We start from the raw sequence: 22,542 nt of genomic DNA on the forward strand, positions 1-22,542 counted from the left end.
TGATCCCATCCCGAACTCAGCAGTGAAATGACCGATCGCCGATGGTAGTGTGGGGTCTCCCCATGTGAGAGTAGGTCATCGCCAGGCACCCAACAGAAAAGCCCAGTTGAGCAATCAACTGGGCTTTTTCTCTATATGCACCGGATATGGCGCGTAAGCGCTATCGGTGCTTTTCCAGCACTCGTAGTGATCACTGAATGACTTGGTGGTGAGGGCTTTAGCGACACCCTCAAAACTCCGGAAGCAAGATCAGATTTAAATAGCAGGCTGATCGGGAAGTCGACCAATAATCTGTATCAGAATTTCTTCAATCTTGTCGAAACGTTTATCTTGCTGGTCAAAGCGTTTGTCCTGCTGGTCAAAGCGTTTGTCCTGCTGATCAAAACGTTGATTGATCTGTCTGAACTGAGCATTGACCTCTCCCTTGAACTCATTCAGTTCTCTGCGGGTATCCTGCTGCTCTTTGAGAACAAGGGCAACCACTTCATGGGTTGCACTGACAACTTTCACCAAGTCTCGAAAAGCGTGATCCAGTGCTTCCTGCTTCATCTCCAGTTTCTCAACTCTTGATTCAAGATTCACAAGTTTGCCTTTATGAGTTGTTGTTCGAGACCTCAGGATAGCAGAGAATGGCGAACTGCCAACGGACGTTAAAATGAGCAGTCTATACCCATCTGCCAGAAGCCGATTTCCAGGCGGGTCGCTTCCCGGAAAGTCTGGCAGAGAGCATCCATTCGGGCGGCGTTATAACGGGACCTGGCCAGCTGCTCCAGCTGCTCGACCTGCTTTCTGGCACCACCAAGAAATTCATCACCCCCGTAAGTTTCTATCCAGGCCCAATAAGGGTTGCCCTCTTTGAGCGTATCCGGGTCGTTCTTTAAACGATACCCGATTTCCGCATAACCCACCGCACAGGGCGATAACGCCGTGTAAAGATCAAGAATATCACCGGCCATTCCCCGCTCCAGCACATAACGGGTGTATGCCATATTGGCCCGGGCTTCCGGCAGGCTGACCACATCCTTCTCTGTCAGCCCCCATTCCCGACAATAGGCCAGATGCAGCGTCATTTCGCCCAGGATACCGCTGACGGACTCCGATGCAGAACGCATATCTTCCAGGTTATCCGACTTGTAAACTGCCAGTGAGTAAGCCCTGGCAAAGTGAATCAGGAACAGATAATCCTGCTGAAGGTAGTGGCGAAAAGAGGCAATTGGCAGCGATCCGTCGGCCATCCCCCTGACAAACGGGTGATGGCAGTAGTTATGCCAGTCCTCCTGGCAGGCTGCTTTCATGCGCCCGTAAAGGGTGTTTTCATCGTTAAGGAAAAAGGTATCTGAGATCATGGCCGGACTCCGGGCATCATTATTATTGACCAGCATCATAACTCACCGTTGCCCGGTTGCACATTTATAACCTTAACCGTGGTGGTGACTCTGACTGGCAACACTCAATCGATCAGGGCTGAGGCAAAGGTTTGATGAAACAGGGTATCAGCCTGAAAAAGTTAAGGAACATTTTTGCAGTGAATACGATCAAACTAACCAGATGATCTGAAATCCGCTGTTCAGCCGCTTACCTTCCCGGTGCTTCAGGGCCACACCGCCAATTTTTGCAGTGTTGCAGCGTCTTGCCACACGAGGTGAATGAATAATGCAAACCAACATGTCTTACGCTTCATCAACGATTACCCTGCTTAACCCCGTGAATGTCTCCGACAAAATACGACAAGCAGGGCAAGAGGATATCGTTTTTATCCATACGCCGAAAACCGGGGGGACCAACATTGCCTGTCTGATGAAAGCCATCAGTGCTGATTCAGGCAGCGTATTTAATCATCGCTGCTCCGTTATGCGGCAAGAGGGTGTTTCCCCCAATCTTTTCAAGCCTGGTGGAATGGGCGGTTATCCCTCTCCGGAAGCGCTTGAAAACCTTAAAGCACAACATTCACCCCGATTTATCAGTGGCCATATGCCCACAGGCCTGATAGAGGAAGGTGGTTTACAGGGACGATATATCTCATTAGTTCGGGAGCCGGTAGCAAGAGCCGTGTCCTCCATTAATTTTGATTATCAACGGGGTTACCTTGCCAAAGAGGATGTTGAAACTTATGCCGGTTCCACCATGATTGATAATTTACAAACCCGGCTGATCGCCGGGAAAGATCATATGGATGGTGAATGCACAGAAGACACTTATTGTGCAGCCATCAGAAGAATAAACGACGAATTTCTACTGGTAGCACCGACAGAAGCTGTCGACTCAGTGACGTCAGTGGTTGCTCGTCTGTACGGTGAGGAAAAAGTTGCTTCTGCCCGCTTTCAGGTGACCGGCAATAAGCTCTACGATGAAAAATCTCCACCAGAACACCTTAAGTCCATTTTAATCGGGCGCAATCAGTTTGATACCCGGCTTTATAAGCATGTCGTCAAAGAGTGGGGGACATTTACCAATCACCATGTTACCGGGGTACAGGCAGGTAATGAAGAAAGCCCCTACCTGACCTTACCACCAGACATGTTAACGACGAAAGCATGGAAAAGACTGACAGCCCATGAGATTAACGAGCACAACCAAAAAGCAGGCGGCTCACTGATGCGTTTTCAACAAATGTAAGGATTGTTTTCAAAGCCTGAACAGGTGGCGGATTATGCCCCACCTTGTCGTATTCCCCCGTAAGAAGTTCACTGCTGACCATCTTTATCCTTCCACGTCACCGATGGACAATGCCTGAAAAATGATCAGGAAACTCTGATGTACAAAGAGCCAAAACGAATTCAGTCGGTTGAGCGAAGTTTCGCCATTCTTGAGGTGCTGTCCCGGCATCCCGGGCCATTAACTCTGCAGCAGGTCAGTGAGGCGGTTGAGCTGAACAAGACCACGGTTCATGGCCTGCTGGCGACCATGAGCGAGCTGGGGTATGTCTTGCGCAGCAAACAAGGTTATTCCCTGGGGCTGAGACTTCGTGAGTTGTCCAGACCACTGGAGCAAAAAGACGAAGCCATTCGACGGCATTTCAGTGCCTTGCTGATGAAAATGGCACAGCTCACAGATAACACCGCCTATCTGGCCGTGCCCAGCGGTGCCCAGGAATATCTCTACCTTGATGCGGTTGAAGGCGACCATTCACTCACCATTCGCAGCCCTCGTGGCAAACGTGAAGGTTTGACCACATCGGCTATCGGCAAGGTGTTTCTCGCGTTTGACCATGAATTACTGCGTCGTTTGCGCCTGCTGGGACAAGTCTCCAGGGCGCTGGAAAAGGAGCTCCAGTGGGTATCACAACATAACTATGCCCTGGATCTGGAAGAGGCACAGGCCGGATTAAACTGTCTCGCCATCCCCCTCTACCTGAACGGGGAGTTTGTTGCCGTTGCCGGGATCAGCGGCGGTGCCGGGGAGTTAACCAGGGCTCGCCTGATGCATTTTGCCCTCCAGTTTCTGACCACTAAATAGTAGAGGCACTTAATTTGATAATGTCGAATCTTGTGCACTTTCTTGGCAACTTCCACCTTTTTGTCCTTATCAGCGCATACACTTAATGGTTTCATTTAATCTCAGGAACTGCTTATGTCTGTTGTTTTGATTACCGGTGCCAACCGTGGTCTGGGCTTGGAGTTTGTCCGTCAGTATGCGTCGAAAGGCTGGCAGGTATTGGCAACTTGTCGTTCACCACAGTCAGCAAGTGCACTGAATGAACTGGCAACTGCACACGCCACTGTCCAGGTATTACCGCTGGATGTGACCCAAGAGGCAGACATCAATGCCCTGGCTACCAGCCTGAATGGTCAGGCTATCGATCACCTTATCCTCAATGCCGGTGTACTGGGGTCAGACTGCGCAACACTGGGTGAGATGACCCAGGCGAAATGGCTGGAAGTGCTCACCATCAACACCGTTGCTCCGGCACTGCTTATTCAGGCACTGCAGGACAATGTGGCGGCCAGTGAACATAAGACCATCGTCGGTATCTCTACCCGGGTTGCCAGTCTGGGGGATAATAGCTCCGGCAATATGTACAGTTACCGCGCATCAAAAGCAGCCTTGAACCAGATTCTGGTATCGGCGGCACAAAACCTGCGCAACAAGCAGGTGAAAACCCTGGCCATTCATCCGGGTTGGGTACAAACCGATATGGGCGGTAAGGATGCCACGTTCCCCGCAGAGCAGAGCGTTGCCGGTATTATCAAAGTCACTGAAAACCTGACCCTGGAAGAGTCCGGCAGCTTTCGTGTATTCGATGGTTCCAGCGTCGAGTGGTGATCTGCCCCACAACCTGGCACCATTCCCTGTATTGGTGGCTTAAGCTAACACTGCTGAGTTGATAGCTTTCACGACGGGAGACCTGAAAAGGCCGACAGTTATTGTCGGCCTTTTCATTGATCAGGAACCTTTGACAGGGAAAGCCTGTTGCCTCTCTACTTTCCGTGTCTTTTGCGTTAGTTTTATTCAACCCTTCGCCCGGTTATCGCAGTTTTTAAAGGAGCCCCCGAAACGTGAAAGTTGCGTTTTTACATACTTTAACAGCCAATCAAACCTTATTTGATGCCTGCATTCAAGAGAGCCCGTTAACTGAGATCGCTGATGTTATCCACCGTAATGCCCCAGAGTTATTGCAGTACGCCAGCAGCGTTGGCCTGGATGATACCCTGGCAAAACAGGTCGAACAGCACATACTGAATCTTGAAGAACAGGGGGCGGAGTGGATTATCTGTACCTGTTCGAGTATCGGTCACCTGGCGGAAAGTTCAAAAACCGGGAGTGCACAGGTGATACGCGTCGATAGACCTATGGCATTGGCGGCCAGCCAGGCAAATGGAATTACTGTGCTTGCGGCCCTAAAAACGACGATTGAGCCAACCATGAATTTGCTGGCGGAGTATCAGGCAGACATTCAGCAACTGGCTAAGGTGCGGGTGATTGACGATGCCTGGCAACACTATCTTGATGGTTGTTCAGAGCGTTATCAGCAGACGATTGCTGACTATATCGAGCAACATTGCCGTGAGGACGACTCTATTGTATTGGCGCAGGCTTCGATGGCACCAGCGGTCAAGCGTTTATCTGAAGCATTGCAGCATAAAGTGCTGACCAGCCCTGCACTGTGTATCCAATATTTAATTGCTCAACTTGCCGGGGAATAAATCGATGGCTTTCTTATCGTTTAGCTTCCGTCGTTCAAAAACACAAAACCGGGCACCTGGCCCGGTTTTATGCACTTACCGCCTGATTGATCAGATCGCAATCAGTTTGCCATCTTTGCCATGCATCGCCGAAACCCATGCCAGACGGTCGGCCGACATTTTCTCACCAGAAGGCATTTTTATATGGTTTACCAGCCAGATCACACAGCCATTTTCCAGGTTAAATAGCACTCGAACCTGTGAGTAAAGATTGCCATCATCATAAGCTTCTGATACTGGCATTGCCGCACCCTGCCAGGCTTCAGCCAGTATTTCCAGTGGCCAGTCAACGCTTAAATGAATCACTTCTGGCTCAATGTCTTTGACAATACGCATTTCGATACGCGTATGTTGACCTTTATTTTCCAGGGTAATGTGGTGGGGAATATTGCTGTCATTCCAACTTAGTGTATTCACGGTTACGCCTCCAGCCAATCGTTGGCCACTTTAATAATTGCTTTGCGCACTGGCATTGGCTCATTGATAGCGACCAATGGACGGTGCGGTTGAGCCACATTGAAGATGATAAAATCCTGTTCGTTCAGGTCGGTAAATTGCTCTTCAATAATATCTTCACTAAAGGCGATATCTTTGGCGTCGAGCAGGTCTTCAGCAATACTTTGGAATGGCTGCAGGCTGTAACCGTAACGCTCTTCACCGGCAAGCAGGATTTGTACGTCAACGTATTTACGATGACATTCAGAGCGTCGGTCACTGAGTAGTTGGGTATTGTCATCAACGACAAAGAAAAAGACTTTATCGCCTTCGATAGGGTAATGACCATTTTTGACAGAATCATAAGTGCGCTGTTTCACATGCTCGATGACATTCAACAGCTTAGCCGGCAGGTGCTGATAGTTACTCAGCTCAGACAGGTTGCCTTTAAACACTTTATACCTCTTTTACTACACAGGCAGCGTTAGAAAGGCTAATCATAAAGTGCCTGCCCAGGAAAGAGAAGCAGCTCAAACTGGTTCTGTTAGAAGTTGAACCAGCTTCAGAGGTAACTATCCTGCCAGAGAGAAAAAAGCAGATTTAAACGGTTAAATATCCGCCATCCACATTTATGCAGGCACCCGTTGTATAACTGGAAGCGTCAGACACCAGGTAAAGAACAGTTCCCGCCATTTCTTCAGGTGCGGCGCTGCGATTCATGGGAATATGCGTCAATGCCTGTTTCAGAATTGCCGGATTGCCCGTCAGTGCTGAGGCAAACTTTGTTTCAGTCAAACCCGGTAATAAGGCATTTACCCGGATATTCAGCCCGGCACACTCTTTGGCAAAGGCTTTGGTCATGGAGATAACCGCTGCTTTGGTAACCGAGTAAATACCCTGCATATGCCCGGGCACAACACCATTGACAGAAGCAACGTTAACAATATTACCACCGCCATTTTTGCGCATGATTTTTCCAGCCTCTGCGCACATAAAGAAGTAGCCACGAATATTAACGTCTACTGTCTTTTGAAAGGCCGCCAGATCAGTATCAAGAATATGACCGAAGTAAGGGTTGGCCGCTGCATTATTCACCAGAATATCCAGCTCACCATGTTTTGCCTTGATCGTATCAAACAGGGAGGTGATCTGATCCATATCGCCGATATGACAGGGGATAGCTTCGGCAGAGCCGCCGCTGTCACGAATACTGCTACAAACGGCTTCACTGCTATCCAACTTACGGCTGGAAACAATCACATGGGCACACTGTTCTGCCAGCAGTCTGGCAATAGCTTCACCAATGCCTCGACTGGCACCAGTCACCAATGCAATTTTTCCTTGCAGGTTGAACAGATCTTTTTGGGGTTCGTTGGTTGTCATAAGAAGTCTCTTTATTGTTTTTATATGCGGGTGAGCAACGCTTTTTCACCTTTTACTTCAAGGTGTGAATAATTGTTGAAACCATGCAGGCTCAGTTTACCGTTGCGCTCAGAGATAGCTGTAATGGATGTATTGTGAATCTGTCGGTTAATACGAAACATCTCAGTATCCGGACAGTGCAACAGTTGCAGTATAATCACGGAGATCACACCACCTGAGCTGACCAGCACAGCGGAATCATTTGGTGCAATCTGACGGGTCGACTGATGAAGTACCTCTATCGTCCGGGATTTAAAGGTATTCCAGGACTCCTGGTATTCATTGTCATAATCACCAGACATCCAGCGAAACAGTGCCGCACGATAGGCATCAAAAAAAGCCTGCTTAGGGTTAGCCGCCCGGGCAAAAGCCAGGTCCATTTGTGCCTGATCGGTAAAATCGGGGTTCGCCGCCAGCATCAAGTCACCGGAATCCAGCTCATCCAGCCCGGGAAAGGTGATATCCGCGCACAACGAACGGTACCCGCTTTTCGACATCCCTTTATGGATACCAGCCAGCGTCTGCTGTTGTCGCAGCAAGGTGCCGGAGCCTGACAATTGAAATGACTTGCCCAGTGTTTGTGCCAACCACTCGCCAGTAATAACAGCCTGACGTTCACCCAGCGGGGAAAGACAGTCATAGTCGTGCTGCCCAAATGATGCCTGACCGTGTCGAGTCAAATAAATGGTAGCCATTGTTCTTTTTATCCGGGGCTAGAGTGATGACTGGCTGATCAACCGCAGGCAGCGTTGCTCCAGATAAGCTATCGCCATAGGAAACATGGCAAAACGTTGATCCCTGGTCTGGCCATGATGAAAGCGGTAGTATATCTGCTGCATAATCACTGCCAGCCGGAATAAGCCGTAAACTTCGTAGAAATCAAACGTCTTCAGTTCAATAGTATTCTGCTCACAGTACCAATCGACCACTTGTTTGCGCGTCAGCATACCCGCAATATTCGTTGGTTGACGGCGGAACATTTGCATTTGTGGTTCATCATCCGCTTCGATCCAGTAGGCAAGGCTATTACCCAGATCCATCAATGGGTCACCCAGTGTGCACATCTCCCAGTCCAGCACACCAATAACTTCAGTTGGGTTGTCCGGGTTCAAGACCACATTGTCGAACCGGAAATCATTGTGAATCAGACAGGTGCCAGCATCTTCAGGTTGCTTACTGTCGAGCCAGCTCATCACTTGTTCAAAGTCGGGTACATTGTCGGTGATCGCCTTACGATAACGGCCACTCCAGCCGTCGATCTGACGTTGCACGTATCCGGAACCTTTACCCAGACTGGTCAAACCGGCTTTTTCAATATCGATGTTGTGCAATTCACTGAACTTTTGCAGAACATTGATGCACAACTGTCGACCTTCCTGCTCCGATAGTGCCATCCCTTTTGGCAGGTTATTGCGTGGAATAATGCCATTCAGGCGCTCCATCAAATAGAAATCACACCCCAGAACACTCTGCTCTTCACAAAAGGCCACCATTTTGGGTACCGGGTAATGATCCTGCAAAGCAGACATTACACGATATTCACGACTCATATCGTGGGCAGAAGCCGCTTTTACACCAAAAGGCGGGCGTCTGAGAATCCATTCTTTCTCGCCTTTGGAAACCAGGTAAGTCAGATTGGAAGCACCGCCGGGGTATTGCTCAACCTTAAGGTCACCGGCAATATCAGGAAACATCCTATTCAGATAGGCATCCAGTGCCACCCTATCCAGCTCCTCTCCGGATCGAACCGTTCCCGGCTGATCAACAAATCCTGCACTTTCAGTGGTCATAGTTTCACGCCCTGTTTTTTTAAATTCTTCTTATACCCTTTGCTCACCAGTGTTTTGAACAGCGATGGCAGGTAACGCTTGATGCGCCACAGTGTGCGCCCCTCGCGATGGGGCAAGACATAAAATGTCTTATTCTGAACCGCATTGAAGATATCATTGGCCACATCTTCAGCGGTGATGTTGGAACTGGCCAGTAGCTTATCCACCACCTTTTTCATTTCAGCATCACCGGATCGAAAAGACTCAGCAAGATTGGTCTGAAAAAATCCCGGGCAAACCACTGACGTATGAATACCAAAAGGTTCCAACTCGATCCTGATGGTTTCTGACAGGCCCACCACTGCACTTTTGGTGGCGTTATAGCTGGACATCATCGGTGCATTCACCAAACCGGCAAGCGAAGCAATATTGACAATATGGCCGGAGCGCTGCTGCTTAAACAGTGGCGTAATGGTCTTACAACCTCTGGCAACACCCAGCAGGTTAATGTCCAGGATCCACTGCCAATCTTCCATGGAGGACGTTTCGATACGACCACCGGCTGCCACACCGGCATTATTAACCAGCACACCGATATTGCCCCAGCGCTGCACGGCGCTGGCAATCATGGCTTCTACATCCTGATCACTGGTGACATCACAGCGGGTGAAATAGGCATCGGCACCCAGGGCTTTCAGGGCTTCGACAGTTTTATTGCCTGGCTCCTGATTGATATCAGCGACACAAACCGAATAACCTGCACGGGCAAAGCGCTCACAAGTTGCACGGCCAAGGCCGCTGGCACCGCCGGTCACAATTATTGTTTTTATAGACGACATGCCTTGATCCTATTTATTATTTTTCGTGTTATCGATACTTCATCAGTTCAAACTTGGCAATCAACCCACGATGCACTTCATCTGGCCCATCCGCCAAACGCAGCACCCTTGCCATTGCCAGCATACGGGTTAACGGGAAATCATCGGAAAGACCACCACCACCGTGCATCTGAATAGCCGCATCAACCACCTGCTGGGCAACGTTGGGGGCCACCACCTTGATCTGGGAAACTTCGCTCATTGCGCCCATAATGCCTTTTGTATCCATGAGCCATGCCGCTTTCAGAGTTAGCAACCGGGCCTGTTCAATACCGATGCGGGCATTGGCAATCACATCAGGATTGCCATTTAACTTCACCAAAGGCTTTCCAAACGCCTTGCGGCTCAGACCCCGCTCACACAACAGTTTGAGTGCTTTTTCTGCAGAGCCAATCAAACGCATGCAATGATGGATACGACCAGGCCCCAGACGCCCCTGGGCAATTTCAAACCCCCGGCCCGGGCCACCAATAAAGGCAGACAAAGGTAACCGTACATCAGTAAACGACACTTCACCATGACCAAATGGTGCATCGTAGTCACCCATAACACTTAACATGCGCTCGATTTTGATACCGGGCGTAGCCAAAGGCACCAGCACCATAGCATGACGGTGATGTCGATCGGCATCAGGGTTGGAAATGCCCATAAAGATAACGAACTTGCAGTTAGGATGGCCAATACCACTGCTCCACCACTTACGACCATTCAATACTATCTCATCACCCTCAACGACACAGGTGGCACCCATATTGGTTGCATCACTGGAGGCAACCTCTGGTTCGGTCATACAGAACGCAGAACGAATTTCCCCGGCCAGCAACGGTTTAAGCCATTGCTCTTTTTGCTCCTCACTGCCGTATTTCCAGAGCACTTCGGCATTGCCGGTATCCGGCGCATTACAGTTAAAGATCTCCGGTGCCATCAAGCTCCAGCCAGTGGCCTCGGCAATAGGTGCATACTCAGTATTGGTAAGTCCTGCGCCCCATTCATCACAGGGCAGAAACATATTCCAGAGCCCTGCACTGCGAGCCTGTCTTTTTAACTCTTCAACGATTTCCGGTTGCTGCCATTCAGAGTGGTCTGCGGAGGTGGACAGTGCCTGATGATAAGCTTCTTCTGCTGGCAGTACTTTGTCGTTCATGAATGCCTGAGTGCGCTTGAGAAAATCCTGCGCTTTGGCGGAATGGGAAAAATCCATGAAGGCCTCGCTGTTATTGTTATTGCCCTCTATGCTGCTGTAGAAGATAATCTCGATCAAATGAATAGTTTTGATGAATAACTATAAATATTATGCATATATCAAGACTTGATCTTAATCTTCTGAGAGTGCTCGAAGCCATTGCCGTTGCCGGCTCAATTACCGGTGCCGCAGGACGACTCAACCTTACCCAACCCGCAGTCAGCCACGCCTTAAACCGGCTTCGAGAACAGTTGGACGATCCACTGTTTATCCGTGAGGGTCGGGGCCTTCAACCTTCTTTATATACCCGGGAAATTTTACCGGAATTGCGCACCGTCCTTGGCGACCTGGAGCGTGTGCTGGCACCGAGAGATGACTTTGTCCCGGTCACCAGTAAGTTGTCATTTACTTTGGCCATTCATAAGGCAATGGAAACTGTTGTGCTGCCGCCATTAATGATGGCTATACAGCAACAGGCTCCTGACATTTCGATCCATAGTGTGAAACTTGATCGTCACCATGTGGAAAAGGAGCTAAGAGCAGGCAATATCGACCTTGCCATTGACGTGCTTCTGCCGGTGGGCAGCCAAATCGAATATACCTTACTGCAGAAAACACCGATGGTTGTCGTTGCCCGAAAAAATCACAGCCGTATAACAACACAGCTGACCATGGATGAATATTTGAATGAAAAACATATTCTGGTGTCATCCCGCCGGGAAGGACCTGGTTATGAAGATCAGCAATTGGCCAGCCTGGAAAAACGACGCTCAATTGCCCTTCGTTTGAGGGATTACCAGGTAGGCTGTCAGGTGGCTTCCTGCTCAGACTTATTGCTCACCCTGCCGCAGGATTACGCTCAACAATTGTCTCAGGATATGGGACTGCAAATTCTTCCACTGCCCTATGAACTGCCATCGGTCAGTGCCTATCTTTACTGGTACTCCATCAGAAGTGCATCGCCCTCACTGCGATGGCTCAGAGGGCTATTAAATGAAGGCTCTTTTAAAGCTTCAGACTGCTATGCAATCAGCACTAAGGCCTGAAGCAGATTTTTGGCTCTTCAGCCAACATTATGCAAAAAACCAAGCAAGTTTACAGCAGGTTGAGTTTCTGAAAGAGAACTAACTCATTTCTACCTCCGACATATCTGGCTGTAACAACTTCTTAAACGACAGATGGCCATGCAGAACCTCAAAAGCGGTCTCACTGACGACTTCATCCTTTAACGCGGGAGATTGCAGTATGGCGGTTTCAAGATCCCGTACCGCCTCATCATGTTGCCCAAGTGCCGCTTCAGCACAGGCCCTTTGCCAGTAGGCAAGCGCATATTCGTGATCATGTTCAATCGCCTGATTGGTCAGTGATAGCGCCCACCGGGCCTCACCAAGATCCAGCAACGAGTCAGCCTTATAGGTCAGTGCCTCAACATCATCCGGTTTGATTTCCAAAATCTGGTCATAGATGTTGATCTGCTCATGGAGGTTCGTCTCAAGCCCAGCACGCATCCATAATGAATGAACCTGATTGGTTTGCGATATCTTTTCCTGGGCAGAAATAATCTGCTCCGAACGAACGACCAGCTTCGTCTCAAGCTCATTCAGCCTTTTTTCATATTCCAGTGTCATCTGAGAAACCTGGCTTTCGACCTGTGCCTTAATGGTTTCACGAACCTCTCGCAATGAACGCCACCCAAGCAAAACCAGAATCGAAGCCGCGCCAGTAATGATGAAGAAGATATTGTTAACGGTATCCGTTGTATAACGTACCGCCCGATCTGAGGCATCCAGCCGGGCCTCAGCAACTTTATTGATCAGTTCAGCCCGCATGAACTGCTGATCCTGACGGAGATTCTTGAGTTCATCAAGAATATAGCGCTCAATGAACGGCTTATAGAGGGGCTCATCAATCTCAGCTGGGGTTTGAGCCTTAACTGAAGAGAAGGTCAGCAATACAAAGCAGGCAAGCAACAGCTTGAGGATAAGTTTGTGAGGCATTAACCCTCCCTGGATTAGCCATCGTCTGATAATAACTGCGTTAAAGCTCTACCTTATCCCGACTCAGGAAAACGGGTCAATGAGTTGAAGTTTCAACCTGATTATTCAGTCAAATCTGAGCAGATCTCACTGCTTATCATTGCCCTGAAATACGAGAATGATGCCAACTGTCTGACTCAAGTATTGTTTACCCGAATATCAAACAACCGTGCATTAGAAACCTGAGAGTCGAATTTCAGATTTTAACAAAACTGTCATTTTGAATTCTTAGGATGTGTTCTGTTGATTAATAAAATCAGAAATGGATTGTTATAAATGAACATCAGAAAATTGATCGTGTTTGCTGGCTTGAGTGTCTCCTCTTTTGCTGCATCAATTGCACAGGGTGCAACCGAATTAACCCTGTGGCATGCCATGGGTGGAAGAAATGGTGAAGTGGTTGAAATATTAGTAGACCGCTTTAACCAGAGTCAGGATGAATACAGGCTGAAAGCGGTAAACAAAGGCGGTTATGAAGACACGATGACTGCCGGTATTGCAGCTTTCAGAGCAAGAAAAGCGCCACATATCATTCAGGTTTTTGATGCCGGTGCTGCAACCATTATCAATGCGAAGGGTGCCGTCTATCCAGTGCAGGATCTGCTGGAAGATAATGGCATTGCCTTTGATAGCAACGATTATATCCCAGGTGTTCGACACTTTTATGCAGACTCTGCTGGCAAAATGATCGGAATGCCCTTCAACAGTTCCACACCTCTTCTTTATTTCAACAAAGAAGCCCTTGCCAAAGCCGGTGTAACTCCACCCAAAACCTGGGAAGAGTTTGAGCAGGCAGCGCCCAAACTGAAAGCCGCTGGTTATCTGGCATTGGCTCAGTCTCACAGCCCATGGATCTTTTCCGAGAACTTCCATTCCCGCCATAACCTGCCCATGGCAACTGGCAACAACGGTTACGACAGCACTGATGTAAAAATTCTCTATAACAACGATGCCCTGAAAATGCACTGGGGCAAAGTCAAAGAGTGGATGGATAACGGCTACTATGGCTATTACGGCAGAGCCTGGGGCGACAATCAGGATGCCTTTACCAAAGGTCAGGTGGCAATGTGGCTGGGCTCATCCGGTTCTTTCGGAAACTTGCAAAAGACGGCTGACTTTGAATTTGGCACAACCTATCTGCCCTACTGGAGCAGCCTGATCGAAGAGCCCAAAAGCACCTTTATTGGTGGTGCTGCACTGTTCAGTTTTACCGGGCACAATGCTGATGAATACAAGGGCATTGCTGAATTCTACAAGTTCCTGACACAGGCTGAGACTCAGTTGTTATGGCACAAAGAAACTGGCTATGTAGCCATCACCAACGATGCCTATACACTGGCCAAAGAGAGTGGCTATTACCAGGAAGCACCGGATGCTGAGATTGGTATTCTGCAGTTGAGTCTTGATGGTGGCGAGTGGACCAAAGGCTATCGTCTGGGCTACTACGTTCAGATTCGTGAAAGCCTCTACAAGAATTATGAAAAGATTCTCTCCGGAAAGGTCAGTGTCGATGACGCCTTCAATTCTATTGAGCGTGAATCCAACAAACTGCTGTCCCGCTTTAACGACACTTATAACTAAGTGGTTAATTGTTCATTTATTACCACAGTTACTAAGGGGCTGTGGTGCTTCTGGTAATATTTTTCGGGTTATAGCGGGTTATAAATTGTTGTGCAGAAAAATCAGTTTCAACACAGTGCACTGCCGTATTTCTTGATATTGCCCCAGGTACTCATCATCCTGGTGTTTTTCCTCTGGCCATCTGGCCAGGCCATTCAGCAGTCGTTATATATGGAAGATGCTTTCGGGCTTTCCAGCGAATTTGTCGGGTTGCGAAATTTTACTGATGTTCTGGAAGATCCGGAGTATGTCAGCACGGTGTTGTTTACCCTGTTTTTTTCAGCGCTGGTTACTTTTTTTTCTCTATCACTGGCATTACTACTGGCGGTTCAGGTGAATGAAGTGTTGACCGGTGCCGGGGTTTATAAAACCTTTCTGATGTGGGCCTATGCCATCGCGCCTCCAGCGGCTGGCCTGGTTGGCAGTTTATTGTTCAGCCCTTTGATGGGGGATCTTTACAATGGTATCAACGCACTGGGCTTTGACTTTAACCATACCCGGGATGGAAGTGATGCGATCTTCGTTGTCGTTTTGATTTCTGTATGGAAGCAGTTAAGCATCAACTTTATTTTCTTCTTATCCGGTTTGCAGGGGATACCTGCTTCTGTTCAGGAAGCTGCAAGAATTGATTGCCCGGGCTCTATTAAACGATTCTGGACAGTTACCTTTCCACTTCTGGCACCTACCACATTCTTCCTGTTGGTTATTAATACGACTTATGCCTTCTTCGAAACCTTTGGTGTGATCGATCTGACCACCCGTGGTGGCCCCGCAGGCTCAACTACGACGTTGGTGTACAAGATTTATCAGGATGGTTTTCTTGGAGCTGATTTGGGAGGTAGCGCCGCGCAGTCGGTTATTCTGATGCTGTTTGTCATCTGCCTGACGATTATCCAGTTCCGTTATGTTGATAAAAAGGTGCATTACTGATGAGTAAACCATGGACTCGCACCGTCATACGTCACGGTATTTTAATCATGGGCACCTTGATTATGGTGTTGCCTTTATGGATTGCGCTCATGTCATCCACCCATACGCCGGAGACATTGTTTAAGGAAGGGCTGCAATTTTTTCCCGGAGGGTTTGGATGGGAAACGTACAAGGCCATTCTTGGCGGTAATGATGATTTATCAACACCCGCCTGGCGTATGTTGTGGAACAGTCTTGTGCTGGGTCTGGGCTTTGCTATTGGCAAGATCATTATCTCGACCATTGCTGCCTATGCCCTGGTTTATTTTCGGTTTCCCCTGGCAACACCGTTGTTCTGGATGATTTTTGCAACACTGCTGCTACCTCTGGAGGTCAGGATTATTCCTTCCTATGAAGTGGTCGCCCAGCTGGAGCTGCTCAATAGCTATGCCGGATTGATTATTCCCTTGATCGCATCAGCGACGGGCACTTTTTTCTTCCGGCAGTTCTATCGCTCAGTACCAGGTGAATTAATGGAAGCTGCCCGTATGGATGGTGCCGGGCCGGTACGGTTCTTTATCGATATTCTTCTGCCTTTGTCGTCCACCATGCTGGCTGCAATTTTCATCATCATGTTTGTGGTTGGTTGGAACCAGTATCTCTGGCCATTACTGATGACAACAGATACTGACTACTACACGGTTGTAATTGGCATACGACAGATGTTTCAAACCATCAACGAAGGTGGTGACTTACCTCAGTTTAATATCGCCTTTGGCTTAACCATTCTGGCGACAATTCCCCCGGTGCTGGTTGTGGTGATCTTCCAGCGAATGTTCATCAAGGGGTTGGTGGAAACCGAAAAATAACAGGATATCAATATGTCTCGAGTGGTAATAGACGGCCTTGGAAAGACCTATGCCAATGGTGTTGAAGCCGTAAAAAACATCAGCATCGATATTGCTGACGGCGAGCTGGTGGTTGTCGTTGGCCCGTCCGGTTGTGGTAAATCAACGCTTCTGCGAATGATTGCTGGCCTGGAATCCATCACCAGTGGCGACTTGTGGATAAAAGATCAGCGGGTGAATGACAGGGAGCCGGCGTACAGGGATATTGCCATGGTGTTTCAGAACTATGCGCTCTACCCACATATGACGGTGTTTGACAACATGGCATACGGCCTGAAAAATCGAAAGCTGGCCAAGGCTGAGATTGAAAAGCGGGTGAAAGAGGCTGCAAAAACGCTTGAGCTTTCTCAACTGCTGGATCGGAAACCAGGCCAGCTCTCAGGTGGACAACGTCAGCGTGTGGCCATGGGGCGTGCAATTGTGCGTAAGCCTGAGGTCTTTCTCTTTGATGAACCTTTATCCAATCTGGATGCAAGGCTGAGAGGCCAGATGCGACTTGAGATCAAGAAGTTGCAGCGTCGGCTTAAAACAACTGCCATCTATGTGACCCATGATCAGATCGAAGCCATGACGTTAGCCGACCGATTGATTGTTATGAACAATGGCATGCCCGAACAGATTGGTACACCGGACGAACTCTATAGTAATCCGTCGTCGCTTTTTGTCGCCGGCTTTCTTGGCTCTCCCTCGATTAATTTGTTGAAAGCAACTCAGTTAGCTGACGGAATTGCATTGGGACATAGCCAAATTGCCACACTGTCGGGCAAACTCGATGGTGACTCGGCTATTTTGGGCATCCGTGCTGAAGATTTACGTCTGTGCTCAAAAGAGGATGCGGACCTGATACTGTCTGTGGAACTTGTTGAGCGGTTAGGCTCTGAGTTACTGGCGGTCGGTGTTGTAAAAGGCTCTAACGAGAGGCTGAGTGTACGCCTTGATAAATCTGCCCAGATTGATGAAGGGCATGAGTTGCCACTGGAAATCAACCGGGATCATTGGCACTGGTTTGATGCTGACACAGGTCTGCGCAATGTAGACTGTTATCGTGAGGCCATTAGCGAAGCAGTGATTTAATGCTATTGATGATGCGGTTTTTTATCCTCAGCAGGGATGATATAAAAACCGCTATTTATAAAGGAATACGCCATTTACCTGCCTTACAAACGAAGAAAGGCGAAGTGCTGAATATCGGCAGCGGTTATCTTGAGCCCGCTCTTTCCGTTAGCTGTTACTACCAGTAATGTCCGAAAAGCACGGTAACTTCATCACTTTCGTCATGTTCATAGGAAAACCTTAACTCCCGGTTTTTGCTAATCTGATATCGGGTATCAAAGCGGAAACTGTTGAGATCTGATCCGGAGCCATCAATTTGCTTCTTATGCTGATATTCAAAAAGCGCATTTATCCGTTCAGAGATGCTGGCTACGGCATTGACAGTGATGCGGCCTGCCAGATTTCCGGCTCCTTGTTTGTTGTCTCTAACGGCGGCACCAACAAATCCGGAGAGGGCCAGGTGATCGGTAGCCATTGCCGTGTATCCCCTGTCGCCCTCTAGCTGAAGTGTCAGGCAGGTTTCTGAGCAGTCGGGTCGGGCAGGCTGTAAACCCGCTTTCAGTCTCCACGCATCGTACCCATCACCGGGAAGCCCGGTCGCTTCTGTTGCGAGGCTCTGAATACTGACAAAGTCCACACCATCCACAATGACTTTGCCGTCAAACATGGACAGTTCAACCTGGCCCATAATCAGCTCACCAAACTCAGCATGTTCTGCCCCTCCATCCAGACTGTCATAATAGGCAGGACGAATATTCACCGTCATACCACCGCCAAGCTCGTCATCGTAACGTAGCCCAAGTTGAATAAGGCTTGGCTCGCGCCCTTCATCGGGCGAAACAGGCTTTTCATAGGTGGGATTACTGCCACCGGGAGGAAGAGTGTAGCGGTGTGCCAATACATTGTGATAGGCCAGCTCAATGGCGTGTTTATCGTCCTCTGAAGCGGTCTGACCAAGGAACTGATAATAATCAAGCAGGGTATCCAGTATTGAAAACCTGTCGTCCATGCGTTCTGACTGGAAAATATCCGTATCGAGTATGTGCGGGTTGGCAATGGCTTGTGCAACCATGCTTTTATGTCGGTCCTGAAGCGTGCGAAAACGACTATAGAGACGGAACTGCCTTGATGGCTGAAAAGTAATCGCTTTTACCAGGGGTTTGCCGTTTAATGTGGCTTTGTCCAATTCCAGAATTTGAGATTGTGGTATCACCCAAAAATCATTATCGGGGTTGGCTTTCACACCGTCGATAATCTCAAGCAATTCCCCAAGACGAAATGAGCAATTTTTATTCAGGAAAAAGTATTGGTATTCCTTACCCATGACTTCCCATGTATGGGCGAGGACAAAATCGACCTGTTCAGGTGTTAAATCCAGTTCATACTCCCAGAGGTCACGCAGTTCCAGCTCCCCGTAATTCTGATTATGAAAATAGTATTCAGCATGGCTAAAGCCTCCTTTATATCCGCCAAACAAGCCCTTGAAAATGTAACTGACCGGATCTTCACCATCTTCTACAATGGCTCCAAAATTGACACTGGTATCCAATAGCTGAGTACGGTCCTTGTCTTTTGAGTTCAGCTTCAGCAGGGTGTGGCCATAATAAGATGCCGGGTTACCCAGGTATCCCGAGGCAAAAATAATGCTTAATGATTTTGCATCACCGTACTCGGACCATTCAGAAAATTCAGGGCAGTGGATAGGCGTCACTGACTCATCTGTTAAACCAAGTTCCGACTTGAGCCACTGATACCTTGCAGGAAAACGACATTGTGCATGAGAGTCAGGGTCACTGCCCACTGGCTGTGAGAATGCATGTAGTGTTGCCAGTAGTTCAGCTTCCGGGTTGGTTCGACCATCGGGAGCCAGAAAGAATTCTTTGGTCTGAATTGCACTTTCAACTTCTGTACCCAATAAGCCGGATGGCTCATAAACCAGCAATTTTTTCCATGTATCGGTTTTTGATAGCTTTTGGATGGTAGTAAGATGGGTATCAGGATTAACAGAGTAGGTTTCAGGCACAACAGCAAAAGATGACAGCGATAAAAGCAACAGGCAAAAAGAGAGAATAGGTTTAGTCACTGCTTACAGGTCTTATGGTTTGACTGAGATATGGACTGGCGCTGTCTCCAGACAACGCCAAACATCAGATCAGGCGGAGCAGCTATCCGCTACACTGGCAACACCTGCATCCATCGCCTGATAATATTGAGTGGCTTTTTCCACATCAGACAGGGTTGAATAGCTGACAGCTGTCACGTTACCCACCATGTCTTTGCGGATAGACTGAACAATCGTCGGGTGAGCCGATGCCTGACACCCCCGCACAGTCAACATTGCGGTCAAATGCTCACCTTGTCCAAGTGCCGTTTCTTCGGCCAGATTGTCGTAATTATCAATAATGAACTGTGCAGTTTTTACTTTGCGGCCATTACATGTTTCAGGGCTCATGGTTGCAGAAGTAATAGCCGTTGAGCCAATATCCCAGGTGACATTTGAGGTTACCGCAGCCCACACAGGGCCCTCGGAAAACAGAGCGGCTCCAATACCACAGTCTGAATATGGGTTAGGGCCGGATCCAACCGGCTTGTCGGCAGCGCTTACAGATGTGGCTACGCACAGGAGTGCAGAGGCAATGAATGGAAATTTTAACATTGATAAGCTTCCCTGATGATCATTCTGATTGGAGTCAAACTCTCGCATAAGCTGTCCGTATGGCATATACAAAAGCTTAGTATGTAACAATACTTATCAGACCATGGAAATACAATGCAATCTTTCAGGTATTTGGTGGTTTAAATAAATACTGGCCGGTCAACAATCGGTCTATGCTCCGGCTTCTGCGCCAAATCATTCCCGCCCCGGATATACCCCCGGCAAACGCTGACACCTGAATTTTTGGAGGTTTGTGCGGGCATGGTCTGAGGGTTGAATGCGTTGGGTAAGGAGGGCTGAATGTTCATTTGATAACCTTTTGGATAGCACGATAATTCCTCCATTCAAATGTACCCATGGCACGATGCACAGCTACCAGATCAGTACTGTTGATTCTAAAGCACGTTTCTGATCGGATACCAAAGGCTAACCGAGCCATGGATCATGCCAGTATATTAGTTGTCTTTCTAATACTTGCCCCCAAATATTTAACATCATTAAAGCTAATCAACTCAAAACACCGAATTTTTATCTTCAATCAGTTTATTTTATTTTCATTTATTTGGGGCAATTCAAGGTTAGGTCTTTCTTTTTTGTCCGGCATTTTTTGATCACAACTTTTCATGTAATACCGGAAGTTTCCGGCTTGTTATTGCCTATTTTAGGGTAAGTCACCATCGAACAATGAATGGATCCCGCAAATTTTGCAGAGATCCTATTGCTCCTGAACTTATAAGCCCTCAAGCCAAAACTTCGGTATATGCCGATTGCCCTTTTGTCTCTTTTTTTATCCCCATAGACGGGGACAAACACGTTATCATTAATGATCACACTGTTGAGGTAACTGGCGTGTTTACCTTTTGCCCGTGGCATCATGGTAACATTATAACCAAGCTTATGAAGGATTGGCCGATAATCACGCCGGTCAGTGATGATATTTTTGTCATCAATGATTTTTATTACTTCATCCACATGACCAACCTTTGTCTTGTTTTTAAGTCGGGTAAGCCGTTTACAGCCATAGCATTTTTTGAATACCTCATCAGTGAAGCCTAACTGCCATCTCATATCCTTGTTATTAACAGTAAAACAATTGCCCTTACTGTCAGCAAGCAGATTACCACCTTCAAATTCAAATGTATGAGACAAAAGGGTAGCGTTGAAAAAGTTGGCAACTGCCTGATCAGGCTCGAAATCTTTATAGTATTTTGAGTCAACTAAAACAAGACTGCCATTTTTGCTATAAACCGGTACGGGAAGGCCATCCCGAGCCCAGTATCTGGTCGACGATGTGTCTGTTACTTTCAAAACATGAAAACGCTTCATGTCGCCAAAATATGGTTGGAATGTTTGACGGGTTCGTTCAGGGTCACCGGAGGTATAAACAATCAGGTGGACATCCCGTGGAAGGTTGCGCACTATCTTTTTCTTGATTGCTCTGGATTCGCCATAAGTCTTGCGCATGAAGTCGGTGTCGCTAAACGCCAGATAGCCCGCTGGTTCAAATTCTGCATAAGGTCGCTTTATGATCAATCCTGTTGTTTTCTCTTCAGCTGTAGCTACCGTGGTGTTTTGAGGGCTGTTCGACACTGTGGATGGGGTGATCGTTGACAGAGTTGGCAGCTCCGTGGGTAACTGGCTGTCAGGTGCCATTGTGGCGGTCTGTGATGACGGGTAAGGCAGCCTGATGGCAGAATCCCGGGTTGACGACTGCAGACTTTCTGAAGACGGTTGCGCTGTTGACGTTAAGGCCTTATACCAGTCCGGCGTCGTCAGGGGGGGCGCTATCACGGATGTCGGCAATTCTGAGACTGATTTTGTCATAAATTTGATAGCGGTGGGACTTAAGCTCTTTTTCTTTTCAGGCGCAGCTACCGTGGTTTTTTGATGGCTGTTCGACACGCTGGATGGGGTGATCGTTGACAGAGTTGGCAGCTCCGTGGGTAACTGGCTGTCAGGTGCTATTGTGGCGGTCTGTGATGGCGGGTAAGGCAGGCTGATGGCAGAATCCTGGGTTGACGACTGCAGACTTTCTGAAGACGGTTGCGCTGTCGACGTTAAGGCCTTATACCAGTCCGGCGTCGTCAGGGGGGGCGCTATCACGGATGTCGGCAATTCTGAGACTGATTTTGTCATAAATTCGATAGCGATGGGACTTAAGTCCTGGTTGGGTAACAGGCTGAACGTTGGATTGGTTGGGGATATATTACTATTTGCTATTGCTGAACTACCTGTATTCCCGGAGAGAGTGAGTTGTCTTGCCAGAAAATAGGCTCCAACACCAGCCCCCGCCAGACCAAGGGTAGAGGCCAGCGCTTTTTTTGGATTGCTGACAACCCAGTTTGAAAACCTGGACCATGAACTCTGGTGGTCGTTATTTCTGCGGGCATCCGCATTGGTTGAGCCTTGTCTGATGACTACCTGATTGGTTGTCGGGCTGAAGCTGACATGGGTCTCTTGCATTGCTTTACTACCTATTGAACTACTTTA

The 22,542-nt window shown here is 48.2% G+C and carries 22 protein-coding genes and 1 rRNA gene; 10 read left to right on the forward strand and 13 right to left on the reverse strand.

What is annotated here, in order from left to right; genetic code table 11:
- Nucleotides 1-87, forward strand: a 5S ribosomal RNA gene (gene rrf / locus J7439_RS21150); the annotation flags it as partial.
- Between the two features lie 168 nt (nt 88-255).
- On the opposite strand, the gene J7439_RS21155 is transcribed toward rrf, so the two are convergent.
- Together J7439_RS21155 and tenA are read right to left on the reverse strand one after the other, a co-directional pair.
- A complete protein-coding gene (locus J7439_RS21155) occupies nt 256-582 on the reverse strand; it encodes a hypothetical protein (RefSeq protein ID WP_209203981.1) in 327 nt (108 codons plus the stop codon).
- A gap of 68 nt (nt 583-650) precedes the next feature.
- Nucleotides 651-1,346, reverse strand: a complete 696-nt coding sequence (tenA, locus tag J7439_RS21160; protein WP_353623095.1) for a thiaminase II — start codon at nt 1,344-1,346, stop codon at nt 651-653.
- Between the two features lie 307 nt (nt 1,347-1,653).
- Between tenA and J7439_RS21165 the strand changes: the two genes are divergently transcribed.
- The 4 genes from J7439_RS21165 to J7439_RS21180 all read left to right on the forward strand — a co-directional run bounded on the left by J7439_RS21165 (nt 1,654) and on the right by J7439_RS21180 (nt 5,144).
- A complete protein-coding gene (locus J7439_RS21165) occupies nt 1,654-2,616 on the forward strand; it encodes a sulfotransferase domain-containing protein (protein WP_209203983.1) in 963 nt (320 codons plus the stop codon).
- 138 nt (nt 2,617-2,754) lie between these two features.
- Nucleotides 2,755-3,456: an IclR family transcriptional regulator gene (locus J7439_RS21170; RefSeq protein WP_209203984.1), complete on the forward strand. Its 702-nt coding sequence runs from the start codon at nt 2,755-2,757 to the stop codon at nt 3,454-3,456.
- Nucleotides 3,457-3,570: 114 nt separating this feature from the next.
- Nucleotides 3,571-4,263, forward strand: coding sequence for an SDR family oxidoreductase (locus J7439_RS21175; protein WP_209203985.1), 693 nt, complete (start codon nt 3,571-3,573; stop codon nt 4,261-4,263).
- 233 nt (nt 4,264-4,496) lie between these two features.
- Nucleotides 4,497-5,144 carry a hypothetical protein gene (locus J7439_RS21180; protein WP_209203986.1) on the forward strand — a complete coding sequence of 216 codons (648 nt, stop codon included), beginning with the start codon at nt 4,497-4,499 and terminating at the stop codon, nt 5,142-5,144.
- A 90-nt stretch (nt 5,145-5,234) separates the two neighbouring features.
- Here J7439_RS21180 and J7439_RS21185 read toward each other — a convergent pair whose 3' ends face one another.
- The 7 genes from J7439_RS21185 to J7439_RS21215 form a co-directional block, all read right to left on the reverse strand.
- On the reverse strand, nt 5,235-5,600 hold the full coding sequence (locus tag J7439_RS21185; RefSeq protein ID WP_209203987.1) for a hypothetical protein: 366 nt from the start codon (nt 5,598-5,600) through the stop codon (nt 5,235-5,237).
- A 2-nt stretch (nt 5,601-5,602) separates the two neighbouring features.
- A complete protein-coding gene (locus J7439_RS21190) occupies nt 5,603-6,073 on the reverse strand; it encodes a NanQ anomerase/TabA/YiaL family protein (RefSeq protein WP_209203988.1) in 471 nt (156 codons plus the stop codon).
- 145 nt (nt 6,074-6,218) lie between these two features.
- Complete coding sequence (locus J7439_RS21195; RefSeq protein WP_209203989.1) at nt 6,219-7,001, reverse strand: SDR family oxidoreductase; 783 nt, start codon at nt 6,999-7,001, stop codon at nt 6,219-6,221.
- Between the two features lie 20 nt (nt 7,002-7,021).
- Nucleotides 7,022-7,735: a histidine phosphatase family protein gene (locus J7439_RS21200; protein ID WP_209203990.1), complete on the reverse strand. Its 714-nt coding sequence runs from the start codon at nt 7,733-7,735 to the stop codon at nt 7,022-7,024.
- 18 nt (nt 7,736-7,753) lie between these two features.
- Nucleotides 7,754-8,830 (reverse strand): phosphotransferase family protein, encoded by a 1,077-nt coding sequence (locus J7439_RS21205; protein ID WP_209203991.1) that lies wholly within the window; start codon nt 8,828-8,830, stop codon nt 7,754-7,756.
- On the reverse strand, nt 8,827-9,648 hold the full coding sequence (locus tag J7439_RS21210; protein WP_209203992.1) for an SDR family oxidoreductase: 822 nt from the start codon (nt 9,646-9,648) through the stop codon (nt 8,827-8,829). Before J7439_RS21210 ends, J7439_RS21205 begins: the two co-directional genes overlap by 4 nt.
- Nucleotides 9,649-9,676: 28 nt before the next feature.
- Nucleotides 9,677-10,888, reverse strand: a complete 1,212-nt coding sequence (locus J7439_RS21215; RefSeq protein WP_209204012.1) for an acyl-CoA dehydrogenase family protein — start codon at nt 10,886-10,888, stop codon at nt 9,677-9,679.
- Between the two features lie 92 nt (nt 10,889-10,980).
- On the opposite strand from J7439_RS21215, the gene J7439_RS21220 reads away from it, so the two are divergent.
- Nucleotides 10,981-11,916, forward strand: a complete 936-nt coding sequence (locus J7439_RS21220) for a LysR family transcriptional regulator (protein WP_209203993.1) — start codon at nt 10,981-10,983, stop codon at nt 11,914-11,916.
- Nucleotides 11,917-11,994: 78 nt separating this feature from the next.
- Here J7439_RS21220 and J7439_RS21225 read toward each other — a convergent pair whose 3' ends face one another.
- Nucleotides 11,995-12,867: a tetratricopeptide repeat protein gene (locus tag J7439_RS21225; RefSeq protein ID WP_209203994.1), complete on the reverse strand. Its 873-nt coding sequence runs from the start codon at nt 12,865-12,867 to the stop codon at nt 11,995-11,997.
- A gap of 315 nt (nt 12,868-13,182) precedes the next feature.
- On the opposite strand from J7439_RS21225, the gene J7439_RS21230 reads away from it, so the two are divergent.
- From J7439_RS21230 to ugpC, 4 genes are all read left to right on the forward strand, one after another.
- Nucleotides 13,183-14,487, forward strand: coding sequence for an extracellular solute-binding protein (locus tag J7439_RS21230; RefSeq protein ID WP_209203995.1), 1,305 nt, complete (start codon nt 13,183-13,185; stop codon nt 14,485-14,487).
- Nucleotides 14,488-14,577: 90 nt separating this feature from the next.
- Nucleotides 14,578-15,456 (forward strand): ABC transporter permease subunit, encoded by an 879-nt coding sequence (locus J7439_RS21235; RefSeq protein WP_353623094.1) that lies wholly within the window; start codon nt 14,578-14,580, stop codon nt 15,454-15,456.
- Nucleotides 15,456-16,304, forward strand: a complete 849-nt coding sequence (gene ugpE / locus J7439_RS21240) for a sn-glycerol-3-phosphate ABC transporter permease UgpE (protein WP_209203996.1) — start codon at nt 15,456-15,458, stop codon at nt 16,302-16,304. The genes J7439_RS21235 and ugpE overlap by 1 nt, the downstream gene beginning before the upstream one ends.
- A 12-nt stretch (nt 16,305-16,316) precedes the next feature.
- Nucleotides 16,317-17,417 carry a sn-glycerol-3-phosphate ABC transporter ATP-binding protein UgpC gene (gene ugpC / locus J7439_RS21245; protein ID WP_209203997.1) on the forward strand — a complete coding sequence of 367 codons (1,101 nt, stop codon included), beginning with the start codon at nt 16,317-16,319 and terminating at the stop codon, nt 17,415-17,417.
- 157 nt (nt 17,418-17,574) lie between these two features.
- On the opposite strand, the gene J7439_RS21250 is transcribed toward ugpC, so the two are convergent.
- The 3 genes from J7439_RS21250 to J7439_RS21260 form a co-directional block, all read right to left on the reverse strand.
- Nucleotides 17,575-19,479: an Lnb N-terminal periplasmic domain-containing protein gene (locus J7439_RS21250; RefSeq protein ID WP_209203998.1), complete on the reverse strand. Its 1,905-nt coding sequence runs from the start codon at nt 19,477-19,479 to the stop codon at nt 17,575-17,577.
- Between the two features lie 69 nt (nt 19,480-19,548).
- On the reverse strand, nt 19,549-20,052 hold the full coding sequence (locus J7439_RS21255) for a DUF3015 family protein (RefSeq protein ID WP_209203999.1): 504 nt from the start codon (nt 20,050-20,052) through the stop codon (nt 19,549-19,551).
- A gap of 621 nt (nt 20,053-20,673) precedes the next feature.
- Nucleotides 20,674-22,515 carry an agmatine deiminase family protein gene (locus J7439_RS21260; RefSeq protein ID WP_209204000.1) on the reverse strand — a complete coding sequence of 614 codons (1,842 nt, stop codon included), beginning with the start codon at nt 22,513-22,515 and terminating at the stop codon, nt 20,674-20,676.
- Between the last annotated feature and the right edge of the window lie 27 nt (nt 22,516-22,542).

Origin of the sequence: Salinisphaera sp. G21_0 (assembly GCF_017744115.1) — a bacterium.
In the GTDB taxonomy this organism is placed as follows: Bacteria; Pseudomonadota; Gammaproteobacteria; order Pseudomonadales; family Endozoicomonadaceae; genus Endozoicomonas.